Source organism: Rhizobium sp. RAF56, from assembly GCF_052113965.1.
Lineage (GTDB): Bacteria > Pseudomonadota > Alphaproteobacteria > Rhizobiales > Rhizobiaceae > Rhizobium.
This window is the reverse complement of record NZ_JBFRDU010000009.1, coordinates 124,593-144,991: the sequence shown is the minus strand read 5'-3', so window position 1 is coordinate 144,991 and position 20,399 is coordinate 124,593. Positions and strand designations below refer to the sequence as shown.

Genomic DNA, 20,399 nt, shown 5'->3' with positions numbered 1-20,399 from the left:
CGATTCGCCCGGCTCTCGGCAAAAGGCGGGCTGGACACTATGGGCAGAAGCAATTCCGCAGCGCTGGACGGTCGCTTCGATCGTTTCTCGCTCTCGGCATTCATGTGGCGGCAGATCATCGGCCTGGCTGGCTTCGCGCTGTTTGCGATGCTGGCGCTGGCCGTGGCGGCGCTCGCCACGTGGAACGTGATGGACCCCAGCTATTCCTATGCGACGGGCAACGCTCCCACCAACGTGCTGGGCTATCCCGGCGCTGCCTTCGCCGACATCGTCATGCAGTCGCTGGGGCTTGCGAGCGTACTTGCCTTGCTGCCGGTGGTCGCCTGGGCGCTCGCGCTGATCTCCGGCCGCCGTCTGCACCGCATCCCCGTCCGCCTTGCCGCCTGGGCCGGCGGCGCCATCGTCGCGGCGGCCGCGACCGGCTGCTTTCCGGCACCCGTCACCTGGCCGATCCCGAACGGTATCGGCGGTGTCGTCGGCGACATGATCCTGCGTTTTCCCGCCCTCTTCGTCGGTGCCTATCCGAGCGGTCTTTTCGGTATGGTGCTCGGAGTTGTCCTTTCGGTGCCGGCCATCTGGCTGATGCTCTTTGCCGCCAGCCTCGTCGGCCGAACCGTGGCGGATGAGAATGTCGATGACGAAGACGGCGAGGTGGTGCCGAGCCGCGCCCGCACCGTCGGCGAAGAGGAGGAGGACGACGAACCGAGCTTCCTCGCCTTCGGCGCACTGCTCCATGCCTGGTACAACACCAAGGCGCGTATGCGCCGCCTCTTCGGAATGCGGCCGCGCAAGCGCCACGATGCCTTTGACGCGCCCTACGACTTCAACGACGACGAGTTCGGCACGCTGAACGAACCTGTGCGGGCCAAGCAGCCCGTCGTCCGTGGCGAGCGCCTGGAGCCGTCGATGGACGGCCCTGCGTCCCGGCGCGCGATCTCGGCACCCTCCATCTCGGTTGATGACGACGATGAAGACGACGATCCGCCGTTCGACATGGATCGGAGGCCTGCCGACATCCTGCCTGACGACGATGACGAGGTTTGGGCGCCGCGTGCTGGGTCCGGGCGCTCGGCCGCGCATCGTCGCGTCGAGGCCGCCGCACCGCGCCCGAAGCCGGGGATCCGCTCCGAGCGCGAAGCGCAGACCTCCTTCATCCGCCCGCAAGGCTTCCAACTGCCGGCGGTGCATCTTCTTGCCGAGCCGCGGGCGATCGTCCGGGATTCGACGCTTTCGGCCGACGCGCTCGAGCAGAACGCCCGCATGCTGGAAGGCGTTCTCGAGGATTTCGGCGTTAAGGGCGAGATCATCCATGTGCGGCCCGGCCCCGTGGTCACACTGTACGAACTGGAACCGGCCCCCGGCATTAAATCCTCGCGCGTGATCGGCCTTGCCGATGATATCGCCCGTTCGATGAGCGCGATCGCCGCCCGCGTCGCCGTCGTTCCCGGCCGCAACGCCATCGGTATCGAACTGCCGAATGCCACCCGCGAAACCGTTTATCTGCGCGAACTCATCGCCAGCCGCGACTTCGAAGGCTCCAAGGCCAGGCTTGCCATGGCGCTCGGCAAGACCATCGGCGGCGAGCCTGTCATCGCCGATTTGGCCAAGATGCCGCATCTGCTCGTCGCCGGCACCACCGGCTCGGGCAAATCGGTCGCCATCAACACCATGATCCTGTCGCTGCTTTACCGCATGACGCCGGACCAGTGCCGCTTGATCATGATCGATCCGAAGATGCTGGAACTCTCCGTCTATGACGGCATCCCGCATCTGCTCTCACCCGTCGTCACCGATCCGAAGAAGGCCGTCGTCGCGCTGAAATGGACCGTGCGCGAGATGGAAGAGCGCTACAAGAAGATGTCGAAGATCGGTGTGCGCAACATCGACGGCTTCAATACGCGCGTCGAACAGGCGGTCGCCAAGGGCGAGGCGATTACCCGCACCGTCCAGACCGGTTTCGATCGGGAAACCGGCGAGGCGATGTACGAGACGGAAGAATTCGACCTGCGGCCGATGCCCTACATCGTGGTCATCATCGACGAGATGGCTGATCTGATGATGGTGGCCGGCAAGGACATCGAAGGCGCGGTGCAGCGCCTGGCGCAGATGGCGCGCGCCGCTGGCATTCACGTGATCATGGCAACCCAGCGTCCGTCGGTCGACGTCATCACCGGCACGATCAAGGCGAACTTCCCGACCCGCATCTCCTTCCAGGTCACCTCGAAGATCGACAGCCGCACCATCCTCGGCGAGCAGGGCGCCGAACAGCTTCTCGGCATGGGCGACATGCTCTATATGGCCGGCGGCGGGCGCATCCAGCGCGTCCACGGTCCCTTCGTCGCCGATGGCGAGGTGGAGGACATCGTCTCCTACCTCAAGACACAAGGCTCGCCGCAATATCTCGACGCGATCACCGCCGACGACGGCGACGACGACGAGGGTGGCGGCGGACCGGCGGGTATGGCCAATCTGTCCGACTCGGAGGATCCCTACGACCAGGCAGTCGCCATCGTGCTTCGCGACGGCAAGGCTTCCACGTCTTACGTCCAGCGTCGTCTCGGCATCGGCTACAACCGCGCGGCGTCGCTGATCGAGCGTATGGAACAGGAGGGCATCATCGGCCCCGCCAACCATGCCGGCAAACGGGAGATCCTGGTGCCGACCGAGGCCGATATCATCGAGCGCTAGGGGCCGGATGATTTTAGTTCGGATCATGATGTCGTCCGAACGCCGCGCATACTTTTCGGCATCGTGCCCCGTGAAAGCTCGGAACGGCATATCGGCGCCCTATATTCCCCAGAGACGGCGCGCCATGAAGACGCCGACTTTCGGCTCCATGGAGAGCGCATAAAAGGAGAATTTGATGAAAGACGACTACGCCGGCCATGTTGCGCAACCCATCGCTCGCCCGGCCATCACGCGGCGCCATTTTCTAAGTGTTTGTACGGCTGCGGCGGTTGTGAGCATTGCTCCCGTCGGCGCCCACGCCCAGGCGGCCGCAGCCGGCGCCGGCCTCGCCCAGGCGATCGCCGACCATTTCTCGTCGACACGGACCATGCAGGGCGAATTCGTGCAGTTCGGCCCGCGCGGCGAACAGACGAGCGGGCGATTCTTCATCCAGCGGCCGGGCAGGATGCGGTTCAACTATGACGCGCCCTCGCCGATGCGCGTGATTGCCGACGGCAGCAACGTCGTCGTTGGAAATATCGACCTCAAGACCTGGGACGTCTACCCGCTTTCGAAGACTCCGCTGACGCTGCTGCTCGCCAGCAAGATCGATCTCTCCGACAACATGGTCCGCAGCGTCAAGTCGGCGCCGGACCTGACGACCATCGTGCTCGGCAACCGCACGATCTTCGGCGATTCGCTGATCACCATGATGTTCGACAGCAAGACCTACGATCTTCGCCAATGGACGGTGACCGACAACCAGGGCAAGAACACGTCCGTCGTCATCAACAACGTCAGGACGAACGTCGCCTTCGACGAAAGCGTCTTCCGTATTCCCTATAACGATCTCAATATCCGCAGACGCTGAGACCCCCTCCCTTCCCCGCACGGTCGGTAGCGCAGCGCGCCATTCATTGCGCGCTGCAGACGCCGTCGCACCGCGAAATTCGCGCGGGGTCCTGCGTTTAAATCGGTTCCGATTTAAACGGTTATGCGCTAAAGCCTTGCCGGCTTTGGATGAAAAGGGGCACGGCATGGGATTCTCGATCGCGACCTGGAACATAAATTCGGTGCGCCTGCGCATGCCGATCGTGGAGCAGTTCCTGTTGCAGCACCGACCGGACATCCTCTGCCTACAGGAAACCAAGGTTCCGAACGAACTCTTTCCGCGCGCGCCCCTGAAGGCGCTCGGCTACGAACACATCATCATCCACGGCCAGAAAGGCTACCACGGCGTTGCCATCGCATCGCGCATTCCGCTGACCGAGGATCATCGTCAGGATTATTGCGGCGTGGGCGACGCCCGCCACATCTCGGCGCTCTGCGAGCACAACGGCCGACGCATCCGGCTCCATAACTTCTACGTGCCCGCAGGCGGCGACGAGCCGGATCGCGACATCAACCCGAAATTCGGCCACAAGCTCGATTTCATCGAGGAAATGAAGCGCCTGCGTGCCAATGCCGAGCCGAACACCTCCGCCATCCTGGTCGGCGACCTCAACATCGCGCCGCTGGAGCATGACGTCTGGTCGCACAAGCAGCTGCTCAGGATTGTCAGCCACACGCCGGTCGAGACCGATGGTTTGATCGAAGTGATGCAGCGCGGCGCCTGGCTCGATCTGATGCGCCAGCACACCCCGCCGAGCGAAAAGCTCTATACGTGGTGGAGCTACCGGGCGAAGGATTGGGAGGCGGCGGATCGCGGCCGCCGTCTCGACCACATCTGGTCTTCATCCGATCTCGGACCGCTGTTGCAGCGCATCGAGATCCTGAAGGCGGCTCGCGGCTGGGATCGCCCGTCAGACCACGTGCCGGTCGTCGCGCATTTCAATCTTTAGCCTGTTGAGGCTGCCCGCTCAGGAAAACCGGTAGAGCATCGTCGCCGCCTGCTTTGCCATGGCGGTGAAATTCTCGCGCACGCGGCTCTCGATGAGGCGTGCGGCGTCGGGGTATTCCTCGATTAGCCGATGGAAAAGCGTGCGCGTGATGCGGATGACGTCGGATTCCTCCAGCGCCACCGCCGTGAACTTTCGCTCGACCAGCGTGACAAGCGCGAGCTCCGAAAGCAGCGTTCCTTGCGTCGCGATCGCCGCGACCTTCGACAGTCCGGCGCCATCCAGCGTCGTCAGTTCGAAACTGCCGCGTGCCACCAGATAGGCGCATTCGGCCGGGGATTTTTCGCGGAACAGGGTTTGGCCGGCGGTGATATGGCGGCGATCGGCGCCGAAGGCGATCAGGCGCAACTGGTCGTCCTGCATGCCATGAAACAGAGGCAGCTGCGCCAGCAGGTTGATGTCGTCATTCAGCGCCATTCTGCCGCCCCGGTTACGGAAGGATCTTATAGCCGCCGTTTTCCGTCACCAGAATCTCGGCATTGGAGGGGTCGCGCTCGATCTTCTGGCGCAGGCGATAGACATGTGTCTCCAGAGTGTGCGTGGTGACACCGGAATTGTAGCCCCAGACTTCCTCGAGCAGCACGTCGCGCGTCACCACCTTCTGGTCGGCGCGGTAGAGATAGCGGATGATCGCCGCTTCCTTTTCCGTGAGGCGGATCTTTTGGCCGTCGTCGGTCGTCAGGAGCTTCTGGCTGGGTTTGAAGACATAGGGACCGACGGTGAAGGTCGCGTCCTCGCTCTGCTCGTGCTGGCGCAGCTGCGCGCGGATGCGGGCAAGCAGCACCGCAAACCGGAACGGCTTGGTGACGTAGTCGTTGGCGCCGGCCTCGAGGCCGAGGATGGTGTCGGAATCGGTATCGTGCCCGGTCAGCATGATGATCGGCGCCTTGAAGCCGCTCTTGCGCAAAAGCTTCACCGCCTCGCGGCCGTCCATGTCAGGCAACCCGACATCCATGATCAGGAGGTCGATCGTGGCGGAGCGGGCCGTCTGCAATCCCTTGGCGGCGGTCGTCTCCTGCAGGACGGAGAATTCTTCGTAGAGCGACAGCTGCTCGACCAGCATCTCGCGCAGGTCGTCGTCGTCATCCACCAGCAGCATAGTACGTGCAGTCATCAGGGTCAGGTCCTTACGCTTCCCACGATTTAAGTCCTACGCCAAATTATGGCTTTGGCAAGCCAAACGGCGCTCGGCGCGGTGTCATGCGGTTGAAACTGCTATGGTTTCAAAAATAATCACGCGCAAAGCAAAAACATGTGAGCAAAATGAAAAAGGCAAGGTGTGCTAACGCCGTCCAGCCCTTTGTCAATACAGTCCGCCGGGCGGGCTGCGTCCGTGTTCGCTGACGCTTCGACGTCCGCGGGGCTGACAATTCCTGAACGCGGTCCTATATCAACGCCGTCGGCCGTTCGTGCCGACGAGCGCGGCCCATCCCTCCCTTCACGCGTGAGCCGCCCCATCACTCAGATTCATTCGGAGAGAGATATTGAGCACTCAACCGACAATCACCTTCAATGACGGCAAGACCATCCCGCAAGTCGGCCTCGGCGTCTGGCAGACGGCAAACGAGATCGCCGCGCCGAGCGTGCGAGCCGCCATTGCCGCTGGCTACCGCCACGTCGATACGGCCGCGATCTACAACAACGAAGACGGTGTCGGCGAGGGTATCCGCACCTCCGGCGTTTCGCGCGGCGATATCTTCCTCACCACCAAGCTCTGGAACGATGCGCAGGGCTATGGTTCCACTCTGAAGGCCTTCGACGAAAGCCTGAAGCGCCTCGGCACCGACTATGTCGACCTCTACCTCATCCACTGGCCTTCGGCCCATCGCGGACTTTATCTCGACAGCTGGAAGGCGTTCCTGCGCTTGAAGGAGGAAGGTCGCGCGCGCTCGATCGGGGTTTCCAATTTCGGTGAGGCGCACCTCAAGCGGATCATCGACGAAACGGGGGTGACGCCGGTCTTGAACCAGATCGAGCTGCATCCCGATTTCCAGCAGCGGGCGCTGCGCGAACTGCATGACAGTCTCGGCATCAAGACGGAATCCTGGAGCCCGCTCGGCCAGGGCAAGCTGCTGACGAACCCGGTGATCGGCGCCATTGCCGCAAAGCATGGCCGAACTCCGGCGCAGGTCGTCATCCGCTGGCACATGGACAACGGTCTGATCGTCATCCCGAAGTCGATCACGCCGAGCCGCATCGAGGAAAACTTTGGGGTGTTCGACTTCAAGCTCGATGCCGAGGATATGGCGAAGGTCGACACGCTCGATTCCGCCGGCGCCCGCATCGGTCCCGATCCAGTGACCGCAGCGTTTTGATGTCTTGGGGGCGGCCAAGGGCCGCCCCTGCCTGGATTTGCACTAAACCAGCGATCCCGGCGTTACGAACCGCTCGAGATAGCCGCCGTTCGGCGCGATGTCCGCCCATCGCGGGGCTGAGAAGTCGATGACGGCGAGCCCGGCGGTCGGAAACTTCTCCGAGATCTTTTCCTGCGCCGCCGGGTCGCCCTCGCAGGCAAGCAGCAGCGCCAGATCCTCCAGGCCGGGATTGTGGCCGATCAACATGACCGTTTCGAAGGATGGTTCGACGGCATAGAGGATGTCGGCGATCCGGGCGCAGGATGCTTCATAGAGCCCGCTGACATCGCATTTGACGACGGAAGGGGGCAGCGCGTCGCGAACCAGCGACCATGTCTCCTGCGCGCGCCGCGCCGTCGATACCAAAACGAGGTCGGGCAGAAGATCGTTGTGCGCCAGGTAGGCGCCCATCACCGGCGCCGCCTTCCGCCCACGCCCGGCAAGGGGGCGGTCATGATCCGTCACCCCTTCCGGCCAGGCTGATTTCGCGTGGCGCAGGAGAATGAGGCGGCGCTTCGGGGCAGGCGATTCTTGGCTCATGGAAACCCCGGCACAATTCGGCTGCAGCGGTCAGGACGTCGCGCTCCGAGGAGAGCGGCCAGCGCGGCGAATCACGTTGTATGGGGAAATTATGTCCCTATGGGACCGTAGGGCGATACACGCCTATATTAGCTAGTCGCGCGATGTTTGGCGCTCCCTCCCTCAGGTCGAGGAAGGGAGCGACCCTGTTACTTCCACTCGCGGATATCGACGAAGTGGCCGGCGACGGCGGCGGCAGCGGCCATCGCGGGCGAAACGAGATGCGTGCGGCCCTTGAAGCCCTGGCGGCCTTCGAAGTTGCGGTTCGAGGTCGAAGCGCAGCGTTCGCCGGGCTTCAGGCGGTCGTCGTTCATCGCCAGGCACATGGAGCAGCCCGGCTCGCGCCAGTCGAAGCCGGCTTCCTTGAAGATCTTGTCGAGGCCTTCGGCTTCCGCCTGTTCCTTCACGAGGCCGGAGCCCGGAACGATCATCGCGTCGACGGTCGAGGCCACCTTCTTGCCTTCGACAACTTTGGCGACGGCCCGCAGGTCTTCGATACGACCATTGGTGCAGGAGCCGATGAAGACGCGGTCGATGTTGATCTCGGTCATCGGCGTGCCCGGCTTCAAGCCCATATAGTCGAGAGCGCGCCACTTGGACGAGCGCTTGGTCTCGTCGGTGATCTCGTCCGGGTTCGGGACGACGCCCTGAACGGAAACGACGTCTTCCGGCGAGGAGCCCCAGGAAACGATGGGGGGCAGTTCGGCGGCGTTCAGCGTCACGACGCGGTCGAAAAGCGCGCCTTCGTCTGTCGTCAGCGTCTTCCAGTAGGCGATCGCCTGCTCCAGCGCCTCGCCCTTCGGCGCGCGCGGCTTGCCCGTGATGTATTCGAAGGTGATCTCATCCGGGGCGATCAGGCCGGCGCGGGCGCCGCCTTCGATCGACATGTTGCAGATCGTCATGCGGCCTTCCATCGACAGCGCACGGATGGCTTCGCCGGCATATTCGATGACATAGCCGGTGCCGCCGGCGGTGCCGATTTCGCCGATGATCGCGAGAACGATGTCCTTGGCGGTGACGCCCGGCGGCAGCTGGCCGTCGACCTGCACCAGCATGTTCTTCGCCTTCTTCTGGATGAGCGTCTGTGTGGCAAGAACGTGCTCGACCTCGGACGTGCCGATGCCGTGGGCGAGCGAGCCGAAGGCGCCGTGCGTGGAGGTGTGGCTGTCGCCGCACACGATCGTCATGCCCGGCAGCGTGAAGCCTTGCTCGGGCCCGATGATGTGGACGATGCCCTGGCGTTTGTCGTTCTCGGAGTAGTATTCGACGCCGAATTCGGCCGCGTTCGTGGCGAGCTGCTCCACCTGGATGCGGCTCTCCTCGTTCTTGATGCCGAGGTGGCGGTCAGGCGAGGTCGGAACGTTGTGGTCGACGACGGCGAGCGTCTTTTCCGGGGCGCGAACCTTGCGGTGGGTCATGCGCAGGCCTTCGAAGGCCTGCGGCGACGTCACTTCGTGAACGAGGTGACGGTCGATGTAGAGAAGACAGGTGCCGTCGTCCTGTTGATCGACCAGATGGTCGTCCCAGATCTTGTCGTAGAGGGTACGGGGTGCGCTCATGGCTGCAAATCCATATTGGTAGTGTCGGGATATCGGAAATGACGGAACGGTCCGCCGGCCGCGGAAGGATCAGCTAAGTCGGCAGTTGAGCGCGCCCGAAATCATCGCAAAGAAACGGGCCGGCAGGCGCTTATGGTCCTGCAGCACGAAGGTTTCCCCGCCGGTGCACTTGAACTTCGATTCCATGGGGCCGCTATTATCAATTTTTCTTCCCGACGGCAATGCTTCCATTTCGTCGCAGCGCTAGCGCCGATGGGGAGAAACATTCTTGCGCATCCGCGCTTCGACCCGCCGCAGCACGAGCGAGAGGCCGATCGTCAGCACGAGATAGACATAGGCAACGATCGAATAGGTCTCGAAGAAGCGGAAGGATCCGGAGGCGTAGACCTTGCCCATCTGCGTGATGTCTGAGACACCCAGCACCGAGACCAGCGAACTATCCTTCACCATCGAGACGAAATCGTTCGAGAGAGGCGGAAAGATCACCCGGATCGCCTGCGGAAAAATGACGAGGCGAAAGCGCTGGTAGCGCGAGAGGCCGAGCGCCTTTGCCGCCTCGATCTGCCCGTGGTCGACGGATTGGATGCCTGCCCGGAAAATTTCGGCGATGAAGGCCGCATAACCGATCATCAATGCGATGATCGCGCGCCACATCAGCGAAAAGTCACGGACGACCATCGGCTGCACCCAGCCGCGATCGATGAGCGGGGCGGCAATCACGTTCGAAAGCGCGACGAAGGCCGGCGCGCCGACAAAAGCAACGTAGAAGAGCAGCACCAGCATCGGGATGCCGCGAATGACTTCGATGTAAAAGCGCGCGATCTGCCTAAGAGCGATGTGGTCGGATAGGCCGAGAAGTGCGATCGCCAACCCGAGGACGGTCGCGAGCAGGAAGGCGACGAGGGTTACGAAGACCGTGACGCCGACGCCGTTTACAACCGTCAGGAAGACCTGGGCGTAAATATCGTTTGCGACGATGACGGCGGCGATCGCGACCGCGAACAAGACAAGGGCGACCAGCCACCACGGGTAGTCGCCCTCGGATTGTCTAACCGGTGCCGGCTGCATTGCCATCAGCGCGAAGGCTCCGGACGGACTTGAAGCCCGCTCATTGGCCCATCTTGTAGTCGAGGAACCACTTCTTGTTCAGAGCGTCGAAGGTGCCGTCGGCTTTCAGCGACGCGATCGCGGCATTGACAGGCGCCACGAGCTCGGAGCCCTTCGGGAAGATGAAGCCGAAATCTTCGGTGCCGAGCGGTTCGCCGACCACCTTCAGCGCCCCGCTGGAGGCATCGACATAGCCCTTGGCGGCAACGCTGTCGGTCAGTACCAGATCGACGTCGCCGGCTTTCAGCGCCTGGACCGTGGCACCGAAGGTCTCGAACAGCTTGATGCGCGGATTCTGCTCGTTGCCGTCGAGGATTTCATAGACGGCGGTATAGAAGGGCGAGGTTCCCGGCTGCGCACCGATCAGGCCGTCCTTCAACGCGCCGAAGCTCTTGGCATCCGTGAAGCGCTTTTCGTCGGCGCGAACCAGCATGAACTGCTGCGAGCGCATGTAGGGGTCGGAGAAGTCAACCTTCTGTTTGCGGTCGTCCTTGATGGTGATGCCGGTCATGCCGATGTTGTACTGGTTGTCGGAGACGGCCTGGATCATCGCGTCCCAGCTGGTGTTCTGGTATTCGACCTTGAAGTTCAAGCGCTTGGCGATCTCGTTCATCGCGTCGTATTCCCAGCCGATCTGCTTGCCGGTCTTGGGGTCGACGAATTGCAGCGGCGGGTAGGCGTTCTCGGTGACAACGATTACCGCTTTGCCGCCGAGGTTCGGCAGGTCTGCCGCAAAGGCGGCGAACGGGGCAAGCACGAGGGCGGCGAGCCCGGCGAAAATAGTGCGGCGAAATAGCATGATGTTCCCCCAGATGACGCGATAGCATATTTTATAAGCACACTTTCATAGTTGAAAATGCGCGCGTCTGTCCATTGCCATGGCCGGAAAGAGGAAAACAGAAAAGGCGGCCCAAAGACCGCCTTTCCAGGAAAACATTTTTGCCAGAGGCGGCGAGCTTATTCGGCTACCGGTGCCTCGGCGGCTGCAGCTGCTGCTGCTTCCGCTGCTGCCTTTTCGGCGGCTTCGGCTGCTGCCTTCTCGGCTGCGAGCGCCTGAGCGGCTGCAACCTTTTCAGCTTCGATACGGGCCTTTTCCTCAGCAAGCGCCTGGCGCTCGGCGTCATTGAGCTTGCGGGCGCGGGTGCCGGTGTTCTCGACGATACGGGCAGACTTGCCGCGACGGTCGCGCAGGTAATAGAGCTTGGCGCGACGAACCTTACCGCGGCGAACGACTTCGACGCTTTCGATCATCGGCGAGTAGATCGGGAATACGCGCTCGACGCCTTCGCCGTAGGAGATCTTGCGAACGGTGAAGTTTTCCTGAAGGCCGCCGCCGCAACGGGCGATGCAGACGCCTTCATAGGCCTGAACGCGGGTACGGGTGCCTTCCGTGACCTTCACGTTGACGCGGACGGTGTCGCCCGGGGAAAATTCTGGAAGCGTGCGCTTGGCTTCGATCTTGGCGGCCTGTTCGGCCTCAAGCTGCTGAATGATGTTCATCGGTCTTACCTCAAGTTTTTCTGAAACAGCCAGAGCGCTCGGCAATGATCCCTCGGTCAAGCCTTGGGATGTGCCCGTCAGGGCGGAGCGGATTCGCCATTCTTTGTTTACTGGCAGACGGGCATGAGCCCATTTCCGCGTGCGCCAATACACGAAAGCCCAGGCCTTGTCATCCCTTAGCGCTGATTTTTATCCCCGAACAGCCCGGAATCTGGCGCTTTAGCCGCAAAAGACAAGCGCGAAGGCCGTCTATTTATCCGGTGCGTCCGGTTTTTCGAGAAGATCGGGACGCCGCTCCTTGGTCAGCCGGAGAGCCTCGTCCCGCTGCCACCGGGCGATGGCGCCGTGATTGCCTGATGTCAGCACCGCAGGAATTTCGAGGCCCTCCCATTCCTGTGGACGGGTGTAGTGCGGATATTCGAGCAAGCCACCCTCGAAGCTTTCGTTCAGGCCGGAAAGATCGTTGCCCATCACCCCCGGCAGGATGCGCACGATCGCGTCCAAAAGCGTCAACGCCGCCGGTTCGCCGCCGGACAGAATATAGTCGCCGATCGACACTTCCTCGAGATTGCGGGCATCGATCACCCTCTGGTCAACGCCCTCGAAGCGGCCGCAGACGATGATGACGCCGTGGCCGCTCGCGATCTCCCGCACGCGCTTTTGCGTGAGAGGTCGACCGCGCGGGCTCATCAGGAGGCGCGGTCGGTCATCGTCCGCGGAAGCGTGGTCGATGGCGCGGGCGAGCACGTCCGGCTTCAGCACCATTCCGGCCCCGCCGCCGGCCGGGGTATCGTCAACCGTGCGGTGCTTGTCGGTGGCGAAATCGCGGATCTGTAGGGTGTCGAGCGACCACTGGCCGCGCGCGAGCGCCTTGCCCGCCAGCGAATGGCTCAGATGGCCCGGAAACATCTCCGGGTAGAGGGTGAGAACCGTCGCCTTGAAGCTCATCTCATCACGTCTTTGGGCTGTCGGTTCCGCCCTGCTTGCCGCCGGCGTCGTCGGAGCTGTCGAGAAGGCCGGCCGCGAGTGGATCGACGACGATCCGTCCGTTCTCAAGATCGATCTCAAACACGGCTGCTTCGGAGAAGGGAATGAGCACGGGGCGCTTGCCGGGTCCCTTAAGCTCCAGAAGGTTGCCGGCGCCAAAATCGTAGACGCCGCTGATTACGCCGTAGGCGACGCCGTTATCGTCCACCGCTTCCAGACCTTCGAGGTCGGCATAGAAGAACTCGTCGTCATCAAGCTCCTCGTCAGGCAGGTTTTCCCGCTCGACGTAGAGTTCGAGGCCGTTCAATGCTTCGGCGGCATCGCGGTCATTGACGCCTCGAAAGCGGACGACGACGACATTCTTCGCTTCGCGTATCTCCAGCACCTCGAAGCTGCGGCCGTCCAAGCTGTGCAGGTGACCATAGTCGCCAAGCGCTGTCGGATCGGAGGTATAGGCGCGGGCGCGCACTTCGCCGCGAAGCCCCTGCGCTCCGCCGATCGTTGCCATCAAAATGGGGTTTTCGAGCTTTGTCATGGCCTGTCCACGAACTGAAAGATCAACATCGCCCTCTCATAGAGCAACCGCCGCAGATCGCAAACAAAAACACTGGCGCCTATGGTTGGCCGAACATTGCTCGTTATTTACAGCTCGCGAAGGTTGTAATATGTTGTGAGGCATATTTTGATGATTGCCAGTGCCGGAGACGTTTGAAGATGGCAGTTGCATTTGATAGTCTGGGCTACGCGCAGCGGCTGGAGGCTTCCGGCGTGCCGTCGCAACAGGCCGCTGGGCATGCGGGCGCCGCAAGGGATTTCATCATGGCCGAGCAGGTCACAAAGGCGGATATCGCGCTTGCGACGAAGGCCGATCTTGTTCTTATCGATCTCAAGATCGAGGCCTTGAAGGCGACCATTGATCGACAGACGCTCCAGATGACAGTTCGTCTCGGTGGCTTGATGGCTTTGGGCATCGCGGCCCTGGCGACTATTCAGAAGCTGGGTGGCTAGTACTCCAACCCTTTTCCCCTGCGTCATCGGCCGGCAAAGAAAATCCTCCGCATCTGACGATACGGAGGATCGAATGGGCATCGATGGGTGGCGCCGTGGCGCCGGCCCATCTGTGCCGGCCGAATTACTCGGCTGCAGCGTCGGCGGCGGCCTTCTGGGCCTTTTCGGCGGCGCGCTCCTGGGCCTTCTTGCCCGGCTTTGCCTTTACCGGGTTGCTCCTGGCTTCGCGCGTTGCAACGCCTGCTTCGTTGAGGAAGCGCAGGACGCGATCGGTCGGCTGGGCGCCGTTGTCGATCCAGTGCTTGATACGCTCGGCGTCGATTTCAACGCGCTTGGCGTCGTCCTTGGCAAGCATCGGGTTCCAGGAACCGAGCTTTTCCAGGAAACGGCCGTCGCGGGGCGAACGGGCGTCGGCAACGACGACGTGATAGTACGGGCGCTTCTTGGAGCCGCCGCGGGCGAGACGAATTTTCAGTGCCATGTTATTTCTCCTTAGGCTGTTCTGGACCGCTTCGTTGGGGCGGTATGGTTCATTTCGCGCTGCTTAAGTCCGCAGCGATCTGTTCATGGTGCCGGATGACTTCCTTGATGACGAAGTTCAGGAACTTCTCGGCGAAATCCGGATCCAGATTGGCGTCCTTTGCCAGGCGACGCAGACGCTCGATCTGGTATTCCTCGCGCGACGTGTCGGCCGGCGGCAGGTTGTATTTGGCCTTCAGCACGCCGACCTCTTTGGTGCAGCGGAAACGTTCGGCCAGCATGTGCACGAGGGCGGCGTCGATGTTGTCGATCGACTGGCGGTAGCCCGCGAGCTGGGTCTTTACATCGGGATCAATCATTCTTCTGGCGATCCTTCACTTCTTCTTCGGCAATCCGGGAAGCCCCGGGAAACCACCGCCCAGGCCCGGCAGCTTCGCGCCGCCAAGGCCCGGCAATCCACCGCCGCCACCAAGACCCGGCATTCCGCCGCCGGGCTTGAAGCCCGCGGCTTCAGCCTGCTTCTGAAGCGCCTCGAGCTGCTTGGGGTCGATGTTGGAGAGATCGGGCATGCCGCCCATGCCGCCGCCGAGGCCCCCAAGGCCCATTTTGCCGGCAAGGCCGCCCATCATCTGCTTCATCAGGCCGCCTTTGCCCTTGCCGCCCATCATCTTCATCATGTCCGCCATCTGGCGATGCATTTTGAGAAGCTTGTTGATGTCGGAGGCATCGGTGCCGGAGCCGCCGGCGATGCGCTTCTTGCGGGAATGCTTCAGCATGTCGGGATTGGCGCGCTCGGCCTTGGTCATCGAGGAGATGATGGCGAGCTGGCGCTTGAAGAGGCTGTCGTCGAGGCCGGCGGCCGCAATCTTGTCCTTCATGCCGGACATGCCAGGCATCATCCCCATGATGCCGCCCATGCCGCCCATCTTCTGCATCTGGCGCAGCTGGTCGGCGAGGTCGTTGAGGTCGAACTTGCCCTTGGCCATCTTGGCGGCCATGGCGGCCGCCTTTTCGGCGTCGATATTTTCCGCCGCCTTCTCGACCAGCGACACGATGTCGCCCATGCCGAGAATGCGGTCGGCGATGCGGCGGGGGTGGAATTCGTCGAGCTCACCCATCTTTTCGCCGACGCCGATCAACTTGATCGGCTTGCCGGTGACGGCGCGCATGGAAAGGGCCGCGCCACCGCGCCCGTCGCCATCCATGCGGGTGAGCACCAGGCCGGTGATGCCGACGCGTTCGTCGAAGTTGCGGGCGAGGTTGACGGCATCCTGGCCGGTCAGGCTGTCGGCGACCAGCAGGATTTCATGCGGGTTCGACTTCTTCTTGATGTCGAACATTTCGACCATCAAGGGTTCGTCGATATGCGTGCGGCCGGCGGTGTCGAGGATGACGACGTCATGGCCGCCGAGCTTGGCTGCCTGAACGGCGCGGGCGGCGATATCGGTCGGCGACTGGCCGGCGATGACCGGCAGCGTGTCGACGTTTGCCTGAACGCCGAGTTGGCGAAGCTGCTCCTGCGCGGCCGGGCGGCGCGTGTCGAGCGAGGCCATCAGGACCTTCTTCTTGTCGCGCGTCGTCAGCCGGTGGGCGATCTTCGCCGTCGTCGTCGTCTTACCCGAACCCTGCAAGCCGACCATCATGATCACGACGGGGGCCGCGGCATGGAGATCGACGCCGACGCCTTCGCCGCCGAGCATCTCGACGAGCTCGTCGTGGACGAGCTTGACGACCATCTGGCCGGGCTTGATCGACTTCAGGATTTCAGCGCCGACAGCTTTTTCACGCACGCGATCGGTGAAGGAGCGCACGACGTCCAGCGCCACGTCCGCTTCGAGCAGCGCACGGCGCACTTCGCGCAGGGCCGCCGCAACATCGGCTTCCGACAGCGCGCCACGGCCGGTCAGTCCATTCAAGATGGAACCAAGACGGTCCTGGAGGTTTTCAAACATCGGCTCTTCCTTGTCGCTTCGGGAGGTTTTCAGTGTCCGAAACGTTGTGCTTTTCCTTGACGAAAACAAGACGCAAAGCCAAAAAGCACCCGAGGGCGCATCGCGCTGTCGGGTGTTGACCTCCGGGATCTCTTTATACCTTATCGGGTCCCGGTCGGTGGCTAGGAGGCTTGAAGCTCGTCGCAGATCGCCGCGATAAACAGGACAAGCCTCTTAATGTCAAGCTAAAGTTGCCTGCAGCGGAAAAACGCGGACCTGCCTCACCATAGTTCAGCCCACCAAGAGCGGAGCGAATGTCAGAAACAAATTCCGGAAATCCATATTACCACGGCCCGATCTCCGATCATTTCGACGGCACGCGTTTCTATAACCCCGACGGCGTTGAACCCGGTGGTTTCCGTTCCCTGTTCAAATGGCAGTTCAGCGGCGAACGGTCGCGGTGGCCGAAAAGCGTTGCCAGCCCATTTCCGCCTGCAAAGCCCGCCCGCAAGATCGATGGCGACGAGCTTCGGGTGACCATGGTCGGCCACGCCTCTGTTCTCATTCAGGTCGCTGGCCTCAATATATTGACCGATCCCGTTTGGTCGAAACGCGCCAGCCCCTTTACCTTTGCCGGACCGAAGCGGGTCGTTCCGCCCGGTATCGGTTTCGACGATCTGCCGCCGATCGATCTCGTTTTGGTGACGCACAATCACTACGACCATCTCGATCTTGCGACACTGAAGCGGCTGCAAAGGAAGCACGCCCCGCGCATCGTCACGCCGCTCGGCAACGACGCGATCATCCGCCGTGTGCTTCCCAATTCTCGGATCACCATCATGGACTGGGGCGACGGTGTTGCGATTTCCAGGGATGTTCGGCTTGAGGCCGAGCCCTGCCATCACTGGTCGGCGCGCGGCATGCGCGACCGGCGCATGGCGCTTTGGGCCGCTTTCGTGTTTTCGACGCCGGCCGGCAAGATCTACCACGTCGGCGACACCGGCTATCACGCCGGTATCAATTATCGGGCGGCGCGTGAAAAGCACGGTGGGTTCCGGCTCGCCATCCTGCCCTTCGGCGCCTATGAGCCGCGCTGGTTCATGAAGGGGCAGCATCAAAACCCTGAAGAGGCGGTCAAAGGCATGCGGCTCTGCAATGCCGCATACGTCGCCGGCCACCACTTCGGCACTTTCCAGCTGACGGACGAGGCGATCGACGCACCGGTTGCGGCATTGGACGCGGCCCTGGCCGCCGAGGGCGTCGCGCCGGAGCGGTTCCGGGCTTTGCGGGCGGGCGAGGTGTTCGACGTGCCTGTCGCGTGACCTTTCGGCGCCCGCCGCCGCGCACAATCGTTCAAGACGTCGCGAAGAGGCTGCCCATAGGCTTCTCCTCACAACAGGAAGTATGCGATGGGCGGCGAATTTTCCGTGGGATCCGGACTATTGTGGCCGAGCTTGGCGCTCGCTCTCAAATCCGCGCTCGTCATGGGAAGTCCCGGCCCGGCGACGATGAGCGCGACCGCGGTCGGGGCGGCTTACGGTGTTCGCCGATCGCTGCCCTATGTCGGAGGGCTGATTGCGGGAACGGTCGCGGTCCTTCTTGTCGTGGCGACAGGCGTCTTCGCCATTCTTCTATCCATGCCGCTCCTGAACTCCGTTCTGGAAGCCGGATCTGTCCTTTATATTCTCTACCTCGCCTATCGGATCGCGACCGCGCCGCCACTGTCGGCATCCGAGGCGAAAGGCGTGCGGCCGTCTTTTTCGGCCGGGCTCCTGTTGGCGCTGGCGAACCCGAAAGCCTATATCGCCATTGCCGCCGTCTTTACCGGCGCAGCACGCGGCCTGCCGTCGTCGGCGATGGACGTGCTCGTCAGACTGGCCGTGCTCGGCATCATGATCGTGCTCATTCACCTGCTCTGGCTTTTCGCCGGCAGTTCGCTTTCGCGGCTTTTTCAAAGCCCGGCAAGCGCCCGCGTCATCAACCTGACCTTCGCCGCACTGCTGGTCGGGGCCACCCTGCTTCCGATGCTGTGATCCGCGGTGTGCTCGCGATGCACGGTTGCCTCGGTTCTTCAGGAAGTGTGAATAGGCACACTGGTAATTTCCCCCCATTTCCGCCATATACCGCGTGACAACCACGGAATGATCCCATGAGCAACACGGTCGAATTCGCGAAGATGAACGGGCTTGGCAACAAGATCCTCGTCGTCGACATGCGCGGGCGGCCGGACAAGGTGACGCCCTCGGCGGCGGTTGCGCTCAATGCCGATCCGGCGACCGCGTTCGACCAGATCATGGCCGTCCACGATCCGAAAGCCGGCGGCACGGATGCTTTCATCGATATCCTGAATTCCGATGGTTCCAGGGCGCAGGCCTGCGGCAACGGCACACGCTGTGTCGTGCAGGCGCTGAGCTCCGAGACCGGCAAGAAGGTGTTCACCTTCCAGACGGTCGCCGGCATTCTGAATGCGGTCGAGCATGAGGACGGCACGATTTCGGTGGACATGGGCAAGCCGGTCTTCGACTGGGACAAGATCCCGCTTGCGGAAGAATTTGCCGATACCAGCCGCATCGAATTGCAGATCGGGCCGATCGACGCGCCGGTTCTGCATTCGCCCTCGGTCGTCTCGATGGGCAATCCGCACGCGATCTTCTGGGTGACCAAGGACGTGATGTCTTACGACCTCGGGCGTTTCGGGCCGCTTCTCGAAAACCATCCGATGTTTCCGGAGCGTGCCAACATAACGCTGGCTGAGGTCACCTCTCAAAATTCGATCACCACGCGGACCTGGGAGCGGGGCGCGGGGCTGACGCTTGCCTGCGGCTCGGGCGCCTGCGCCACCGCCGTCAGCGCTGCCCGTACCGGTCGGACCGGACGTACCGTGACCATCAACGTCGCCAGCGCCAGGCCGCCGGGCGTCCTCACGATCGAATGGCGCGAGAGCGATGACCACGTCGTCATGACCGGCCCTGCCGAATGGGAATGGTCCGGCCGGCTTGACCCTGCAACGGGTGCCTTCGCACGCGACGAAGAGCAGGGGGCTCAGGCGCGGTGAGCGGGGTCGAGGTCATTACCTTCGGCTGCCGCCTCAACACCTATGAATCCGAAGTGATGCGGGCCGAGGCGGAAAAGGCTGGGCTCAACAATGCCGTTCTGATCAATACCTGCGCCGTCACTGGTGAAGCGGTGCGCCAGGCGCGCCACGCTATCCGTCGCGCGCGCCGCGACAATCCGCATGCCCGCATCATCGTCACCGGCTGCGCCGCCCAGACCGAAAAACACACCTTTGCCGACATGGCCGAGGTCGATGCGGTGCTCGGCAATGAGGAAAAGCTGAAAAGCGCGTCCTATCGGGCGCTGCCAGATTTCGGCGTTTCGGCGGAAGAGAAGCTGCGCGTCAACGACATCATGAGTGTCACGGCGACCGCGCCGCAGATGATCAGGCATATCGACGGGCACGTGCGCGCCTTCATCCAGGTGCAGAACGGTTGCGATCATCGCTGCACCTTCTGCATCATTCCCTATGGCCGCGGCAATTCCCGCTCGGTGCCGATGGGCGCGATCGTCGATCAGGCGCGCCGGCTGGTCGAAAGCGGCTATCGCGAGGTCGTGCTGACCGGCGTCGACGCCACCAGCTACGGCGCCGACCTGCCCGGCACGCCGACGCTCGGGCTTCTCGGCAAGACGCTGTTGAAGCAGATCCCGGAAATCCGAAGGCTGCGGCTTTCCTCGATCGACAGCATCGAGGTGGACAGCCACGTCATGGACCTGATTGCGGACGAGCCGCGTTTCATGCCGCATCTGCACCTTTCGTTGCAGCACGGCGACGATATGATCCTGAAGCGCATGAAACGGCGGCATCTGCGCGCCGACGCGCTGCGTTTCGTAAACGACGTGCGGCGGCTGCGGCCAGAGATGAGCTTCGGCGCCGATATGATCGCCGGCTTTCCGACGGAAACCGAAGAGATGTTTGCGAATACCGCAAGCCTTGCGGAGGAATGCGGGATCGCGCATCTGCACGTCTTCCCCTATAGCCCGCGCCCCGGCACACCCGCAGCCCGCATGCCGCAGCTCGACCGCGCGCTGGTGAAGGATCGCGCCGCGCGGCTTCGCGCCGTCGGGCAGAGGCTTAACCAGGCGCATCTCGACCGCATGGTCGGCACACGGCAATGGCTGCTGGTGGAAAACAACGGTCTGGCGCATACCGAAAACTTCACGCTGGTCACCGCGCCCGACCTCACGCCCCGCGAGCTTGTGCCGGTGACGATCACCGGCCACAATGGCAAGCACCTTCACATGCAACTTGCGGCCGCCGAAGCGGCCTGATTT

21 protein-coding genes are annotated in these 20,399 nt (G+C 62.7%); 9 read left to right on the top strand and 12 right to left on the bottom strand.

What is annotated here, in order from left to right; genetic code table 11:
* Nucleotides 1-39: 39 nt before the first annotated feature.
* From AB4048_RS10130 to AB4048_RS10120, 3 genes are all read left to right on the top strand, one after another.
* Nucleotides 40-2,688: a DNA translocase FtsK 4TM domain-containing protein gene (locus AB4048_RS10130; RefSeq protein WP_442201821.1), complete on the top strand. Its 2,649-nt coding sequence runs from the start codon at nt 40-42 to the stop codon at nt 2,686-2,688.
* A gap of 175 nt (nt 2,689-2,863) precedes the next feature.
* Nucleotides 2,864-3,538: an outer membrane lipoprotein carrier protein LolA gene (locus AB4048_RS10125; RefSeq protein ID WP_442201820.1), complete on the top strand. Its 675-nt coding sequence runs from the start codon at nt 2,864-2,866 to the stop codon at nt 3,536-3,538.
* A 166-nt stretch (nt 3,539-3,704) separates the two neighbouring features.
* Nucleotides 3,705-4,508 carry an exodeoxyribonuclease III gene (locus AB4048_RS10120; RefSeq protein ID WP_442201819.1) on the top strand — a complete coding sequence of 268 codons (804 nt, stop codon included), beginning with the start codon at nt 3,705-3,707 and terminating at the stop codon, nt 4,506-4,508.
* Between the two features lie 18 nt (nt 4,509-4,526).
* Here AB4048_RS10120 and AB4048_RS10115 read toward each other — a convergent pair whose 3' ends face one another.
* Together AB4048_RS10115 and AB4048_RS10110 are read right to left on the bottom strand one after the other, a co-directional pair.
* Nucleotides 4,527-4,982 (bottom strand): cyclic nucleotide-binding domain-containing protein, encoded by a 456-nt coding sequence (locus AB4048_RS10115; RefSeq protein ID WP_442201818.1) that lies wholly within the window; start codon nt 4,980-4,982, stop codon nt 4,527-4,529.
* 13 nt (nt 4,983-4,995) lie between these two features.
* On the bottom strand, nt 4,996-5,679 hold the full coding sequence (locus AB4048_RS10110) for a response regulator transcription factor (RefSeq protein ID WP_442201817.1): 684 nt from the start codon (nt 5,677-5,679) through the stop codon (nt 4,996-4,998).
* A 370-nt stretch (nt 5,680-6,049) separates the two neighbouring features.
* On the opposite strand from AB4048_RS10110, the gene AB4048_RS10105 reads away from it, so the two are divergent.
* On the top strand, nt 6,050-6,880 hold the full coding sequence (locus AB4048_RS10105) for an aldo/keto reductase (RefSeq protein ID WP_442201816.1): 831 nt from the start codon (nt 6,050-6,052) through the stop codon (nt 6,878-6,880).
* Between the two features lie 42 nt (nt 6,881-6,922).
* Here AB4048_RS10105 and AB4048_RS10100 read toward each other — a convergent pair whose 3' ends face one another.
* From AB4048_RS10100 to rimM, 7 genes are all read right to left on the bottom strand, one after another.
* A complete protein-coding gene (locus AB4048_RS10100) occupies nt 6,923-7,459 on the bottom strand; it encodes a SixA phosphatase family protein (RefSeq protein WP_442201815.1) in 537 nt (178 codons plus the stop codon).
* A 188-nt stretch (nt 7,460-7,647) separates the two neighbouring features.
* Nucleotides 7,648-9,057 carry a 3-isopropylmalate dehydratase large subunit gene (leuC, locus tag AB4048_RS10095; RefSeq protein WP_442201814.1) on the bottom strand — a complete coding sequence of 470 codons (1,410 nt, stop codon included), beginning with the start codon at nt 9,055-9,057 and terminating at the stop codon, nt 7,648-7,650.
* A 243-nt stretch (nt 9,058-9,300) separates the two neighbouring features.
* Entirely contained in the window at nt 9,301-10,131 is an 831-nt protein-coding gene (locus tag AB4048_RS10090; RefSeq protein ID WP_442201813.1) for an amino acid ABC transporter permease, read from the bottom strand.
* A 34-nt stretch (nt 10,132-10,165) separates the two neighbouring features.
* Nucleotides 10,166-10,963, bottom strand: coding sequence for a basic amino acid ABC transporter substrate-binding protein (locus AB4048_RS10085; RefSeq protein WP_442201812.1), 798 nt, complete (start codon nt 10,961-10,963; stop codon nt 10,166-10,168).
* A 158-nt stretch (nt 10,964-11,121) separates the two neighbouring features.
* The gene (gene rplS / locus AB4048_RS10080) at nt 11,122-11,664 is read right to left on the bottom strand and encodes a 50S ribosomal protein L19 (RefSeq protein ID WP_442201811.1); all 543 of its coding nucleotides are present in this window, start codon (nt 11,662-11,664) and stop codon (nt 11,122-11,124) included.
* 249 nt (nt 11,665-11,913) lie between these two features.
* Nucleotides 11,914-12,612: a tRNA (guanosine(37)-N1)-methyltransferase TrmD gene (gene trmD / locus AB4048_RS10075; protein WP_442201810.1), complete on the bottom strand. Its 699-nt coding sequence runs from the start codon at nt 12,610-12,612 to the stop codon at nt 11,914-11,916.
* Between the two features lie 4 nt (nt 12,613-12,616).
* Nucleotides 12,617-13,186, bottom strand: a complete 570-nt coding sequence (rimM, locus tag AB4048_RS10070) for a ribosome maturation factor RimM (RefSeq protein WP_442201809.1) — start codon at nt 13,184-13,186, stop codon at nt 12,617-12,619.
* A 179-nt stretch (nt 13,187-13,365) separates the two neighbouring features.
* Between rimM and AB4048_RS10065 the strand changes: the two genes are divergently transcribed.
* Nucleotides 13,366-13,659: a hypothetical protein gene (locus AB4048_RS10065; RefSeq protein ID WP_442201808.1), complete on the top strand. Its 294-nt coding sequence runs from the start codon at nt 13,366-13,368 to the stop codon at nt 13,657-13,659.
* A gap of 124 nt (nt 13,660-13,783) precedes the next feature.
* Here the strand turns inward: AB4048_RS10065 and rpsP are convergent, their stop codons facing one another.
* Genes rpsP through ffh form a run of 3 tightly spaced genes read right to left on the bottom strand, consistent with a single transcriptional unit; the run spans nt 13,784 to nt 16,091 of the window.
* Nucleotides 13,784-14,140: a 30S ribosomal protein S16 gene (rpsP, locus tag AB4048_RS10060; RefSeq protein ID WP_442201807.1), complete on the bottom strand. Its 357-nt coding sequence runs from the start codon at nt 14,138-14,140 to the stop codon at nt 13,784-13,786.
* A gap of 49 nt (nt 14,141-14,189) precedes the next feature.
* The gene (locus tag AB4048_RS10055; protein ID WP_442201806.1) at nt 14,190-14,498 is read right to left on the bottom strand and encodes a chorismate mutase; all 309 of its coding nucleotides are present in this window, start codon (nt 14,496-14,498) and stop codon (nt 14,190-14,192) included.
* Nucleotides 14,499-14,513: 15 nt separating this feature from the next.
* Nucleotides 14,514-16,091: a signal recognition particle protein gene (ffh, locus tag AB4048_RS10050; protein ID WP_442201805.1), complete on the bottom strand. Its 1,578-nt coding sequence runs from the start codon at nt 16,089-16,091 to the stop codon at nt 14,514-14,516.
* Between the two features lie 293 nt (nt 16,092-16,384).
* Between ffh and AB4048_RS10045 the strand changes: the two genes are divergently transcribed.
* The 4 genes from AB4048_RS10045 (at nt 16,385) to mtaB (ending at nt 20,396) form a co-directional block, all read left to right on the top strand.
* Nucleotides 16,385-17,392, top strand: coding sequence for an MBL fold metallo-hydrolase (locus AB4048_RS10045; protein ID WP_442201804.1), 1,008 nt, complete (start codon nt 16,385-16,387; stop codon nt 17,390-17,392).
* Between the two features lie 87 nt (nt 17,393-17,479).
* Entirely contained in the window at nt 17,480-18,103 is a 624-nt protein-coding gene (locus tag AB4048_RS10040) for a LysE family translocator (RefSeq protein WP_442201803.1), read from the top strand.
* 116 nt (nt 18,104-18,219) lie between these two features.
* Nucleotides 18,220-19,125, top strand: coding sequence for a diaminopimelate epimerase (dapF, locus tag AB4048_RS10035; protein ID WP_442201802.1), 906 nt, complete (start codon nt 18,220-18,222; stop codon nt 19,123-19,125).
* The gene (gene mtaB, locus AB4048_RS10030; RefSeq protein WP_442201801.1) at nt 19,122-20,396 is read left to right on the top strand and encodes a tRNA (N(6)-L-threonylcarbamoyladenosine(37)-C(2))-methylthiotransferase MtaB; all 1,275 of its coding nucleotides are present in this window, start codon (nt 19,122-19,124) and stop codon (nt 20,394-20,396) included. The genes dapF and mtaB overlap by 4 nt, the downstream gene beginning before the upstream one ends.
* Nucleotides 20,397-20,399: the final 3 nt, after the last annotated feature.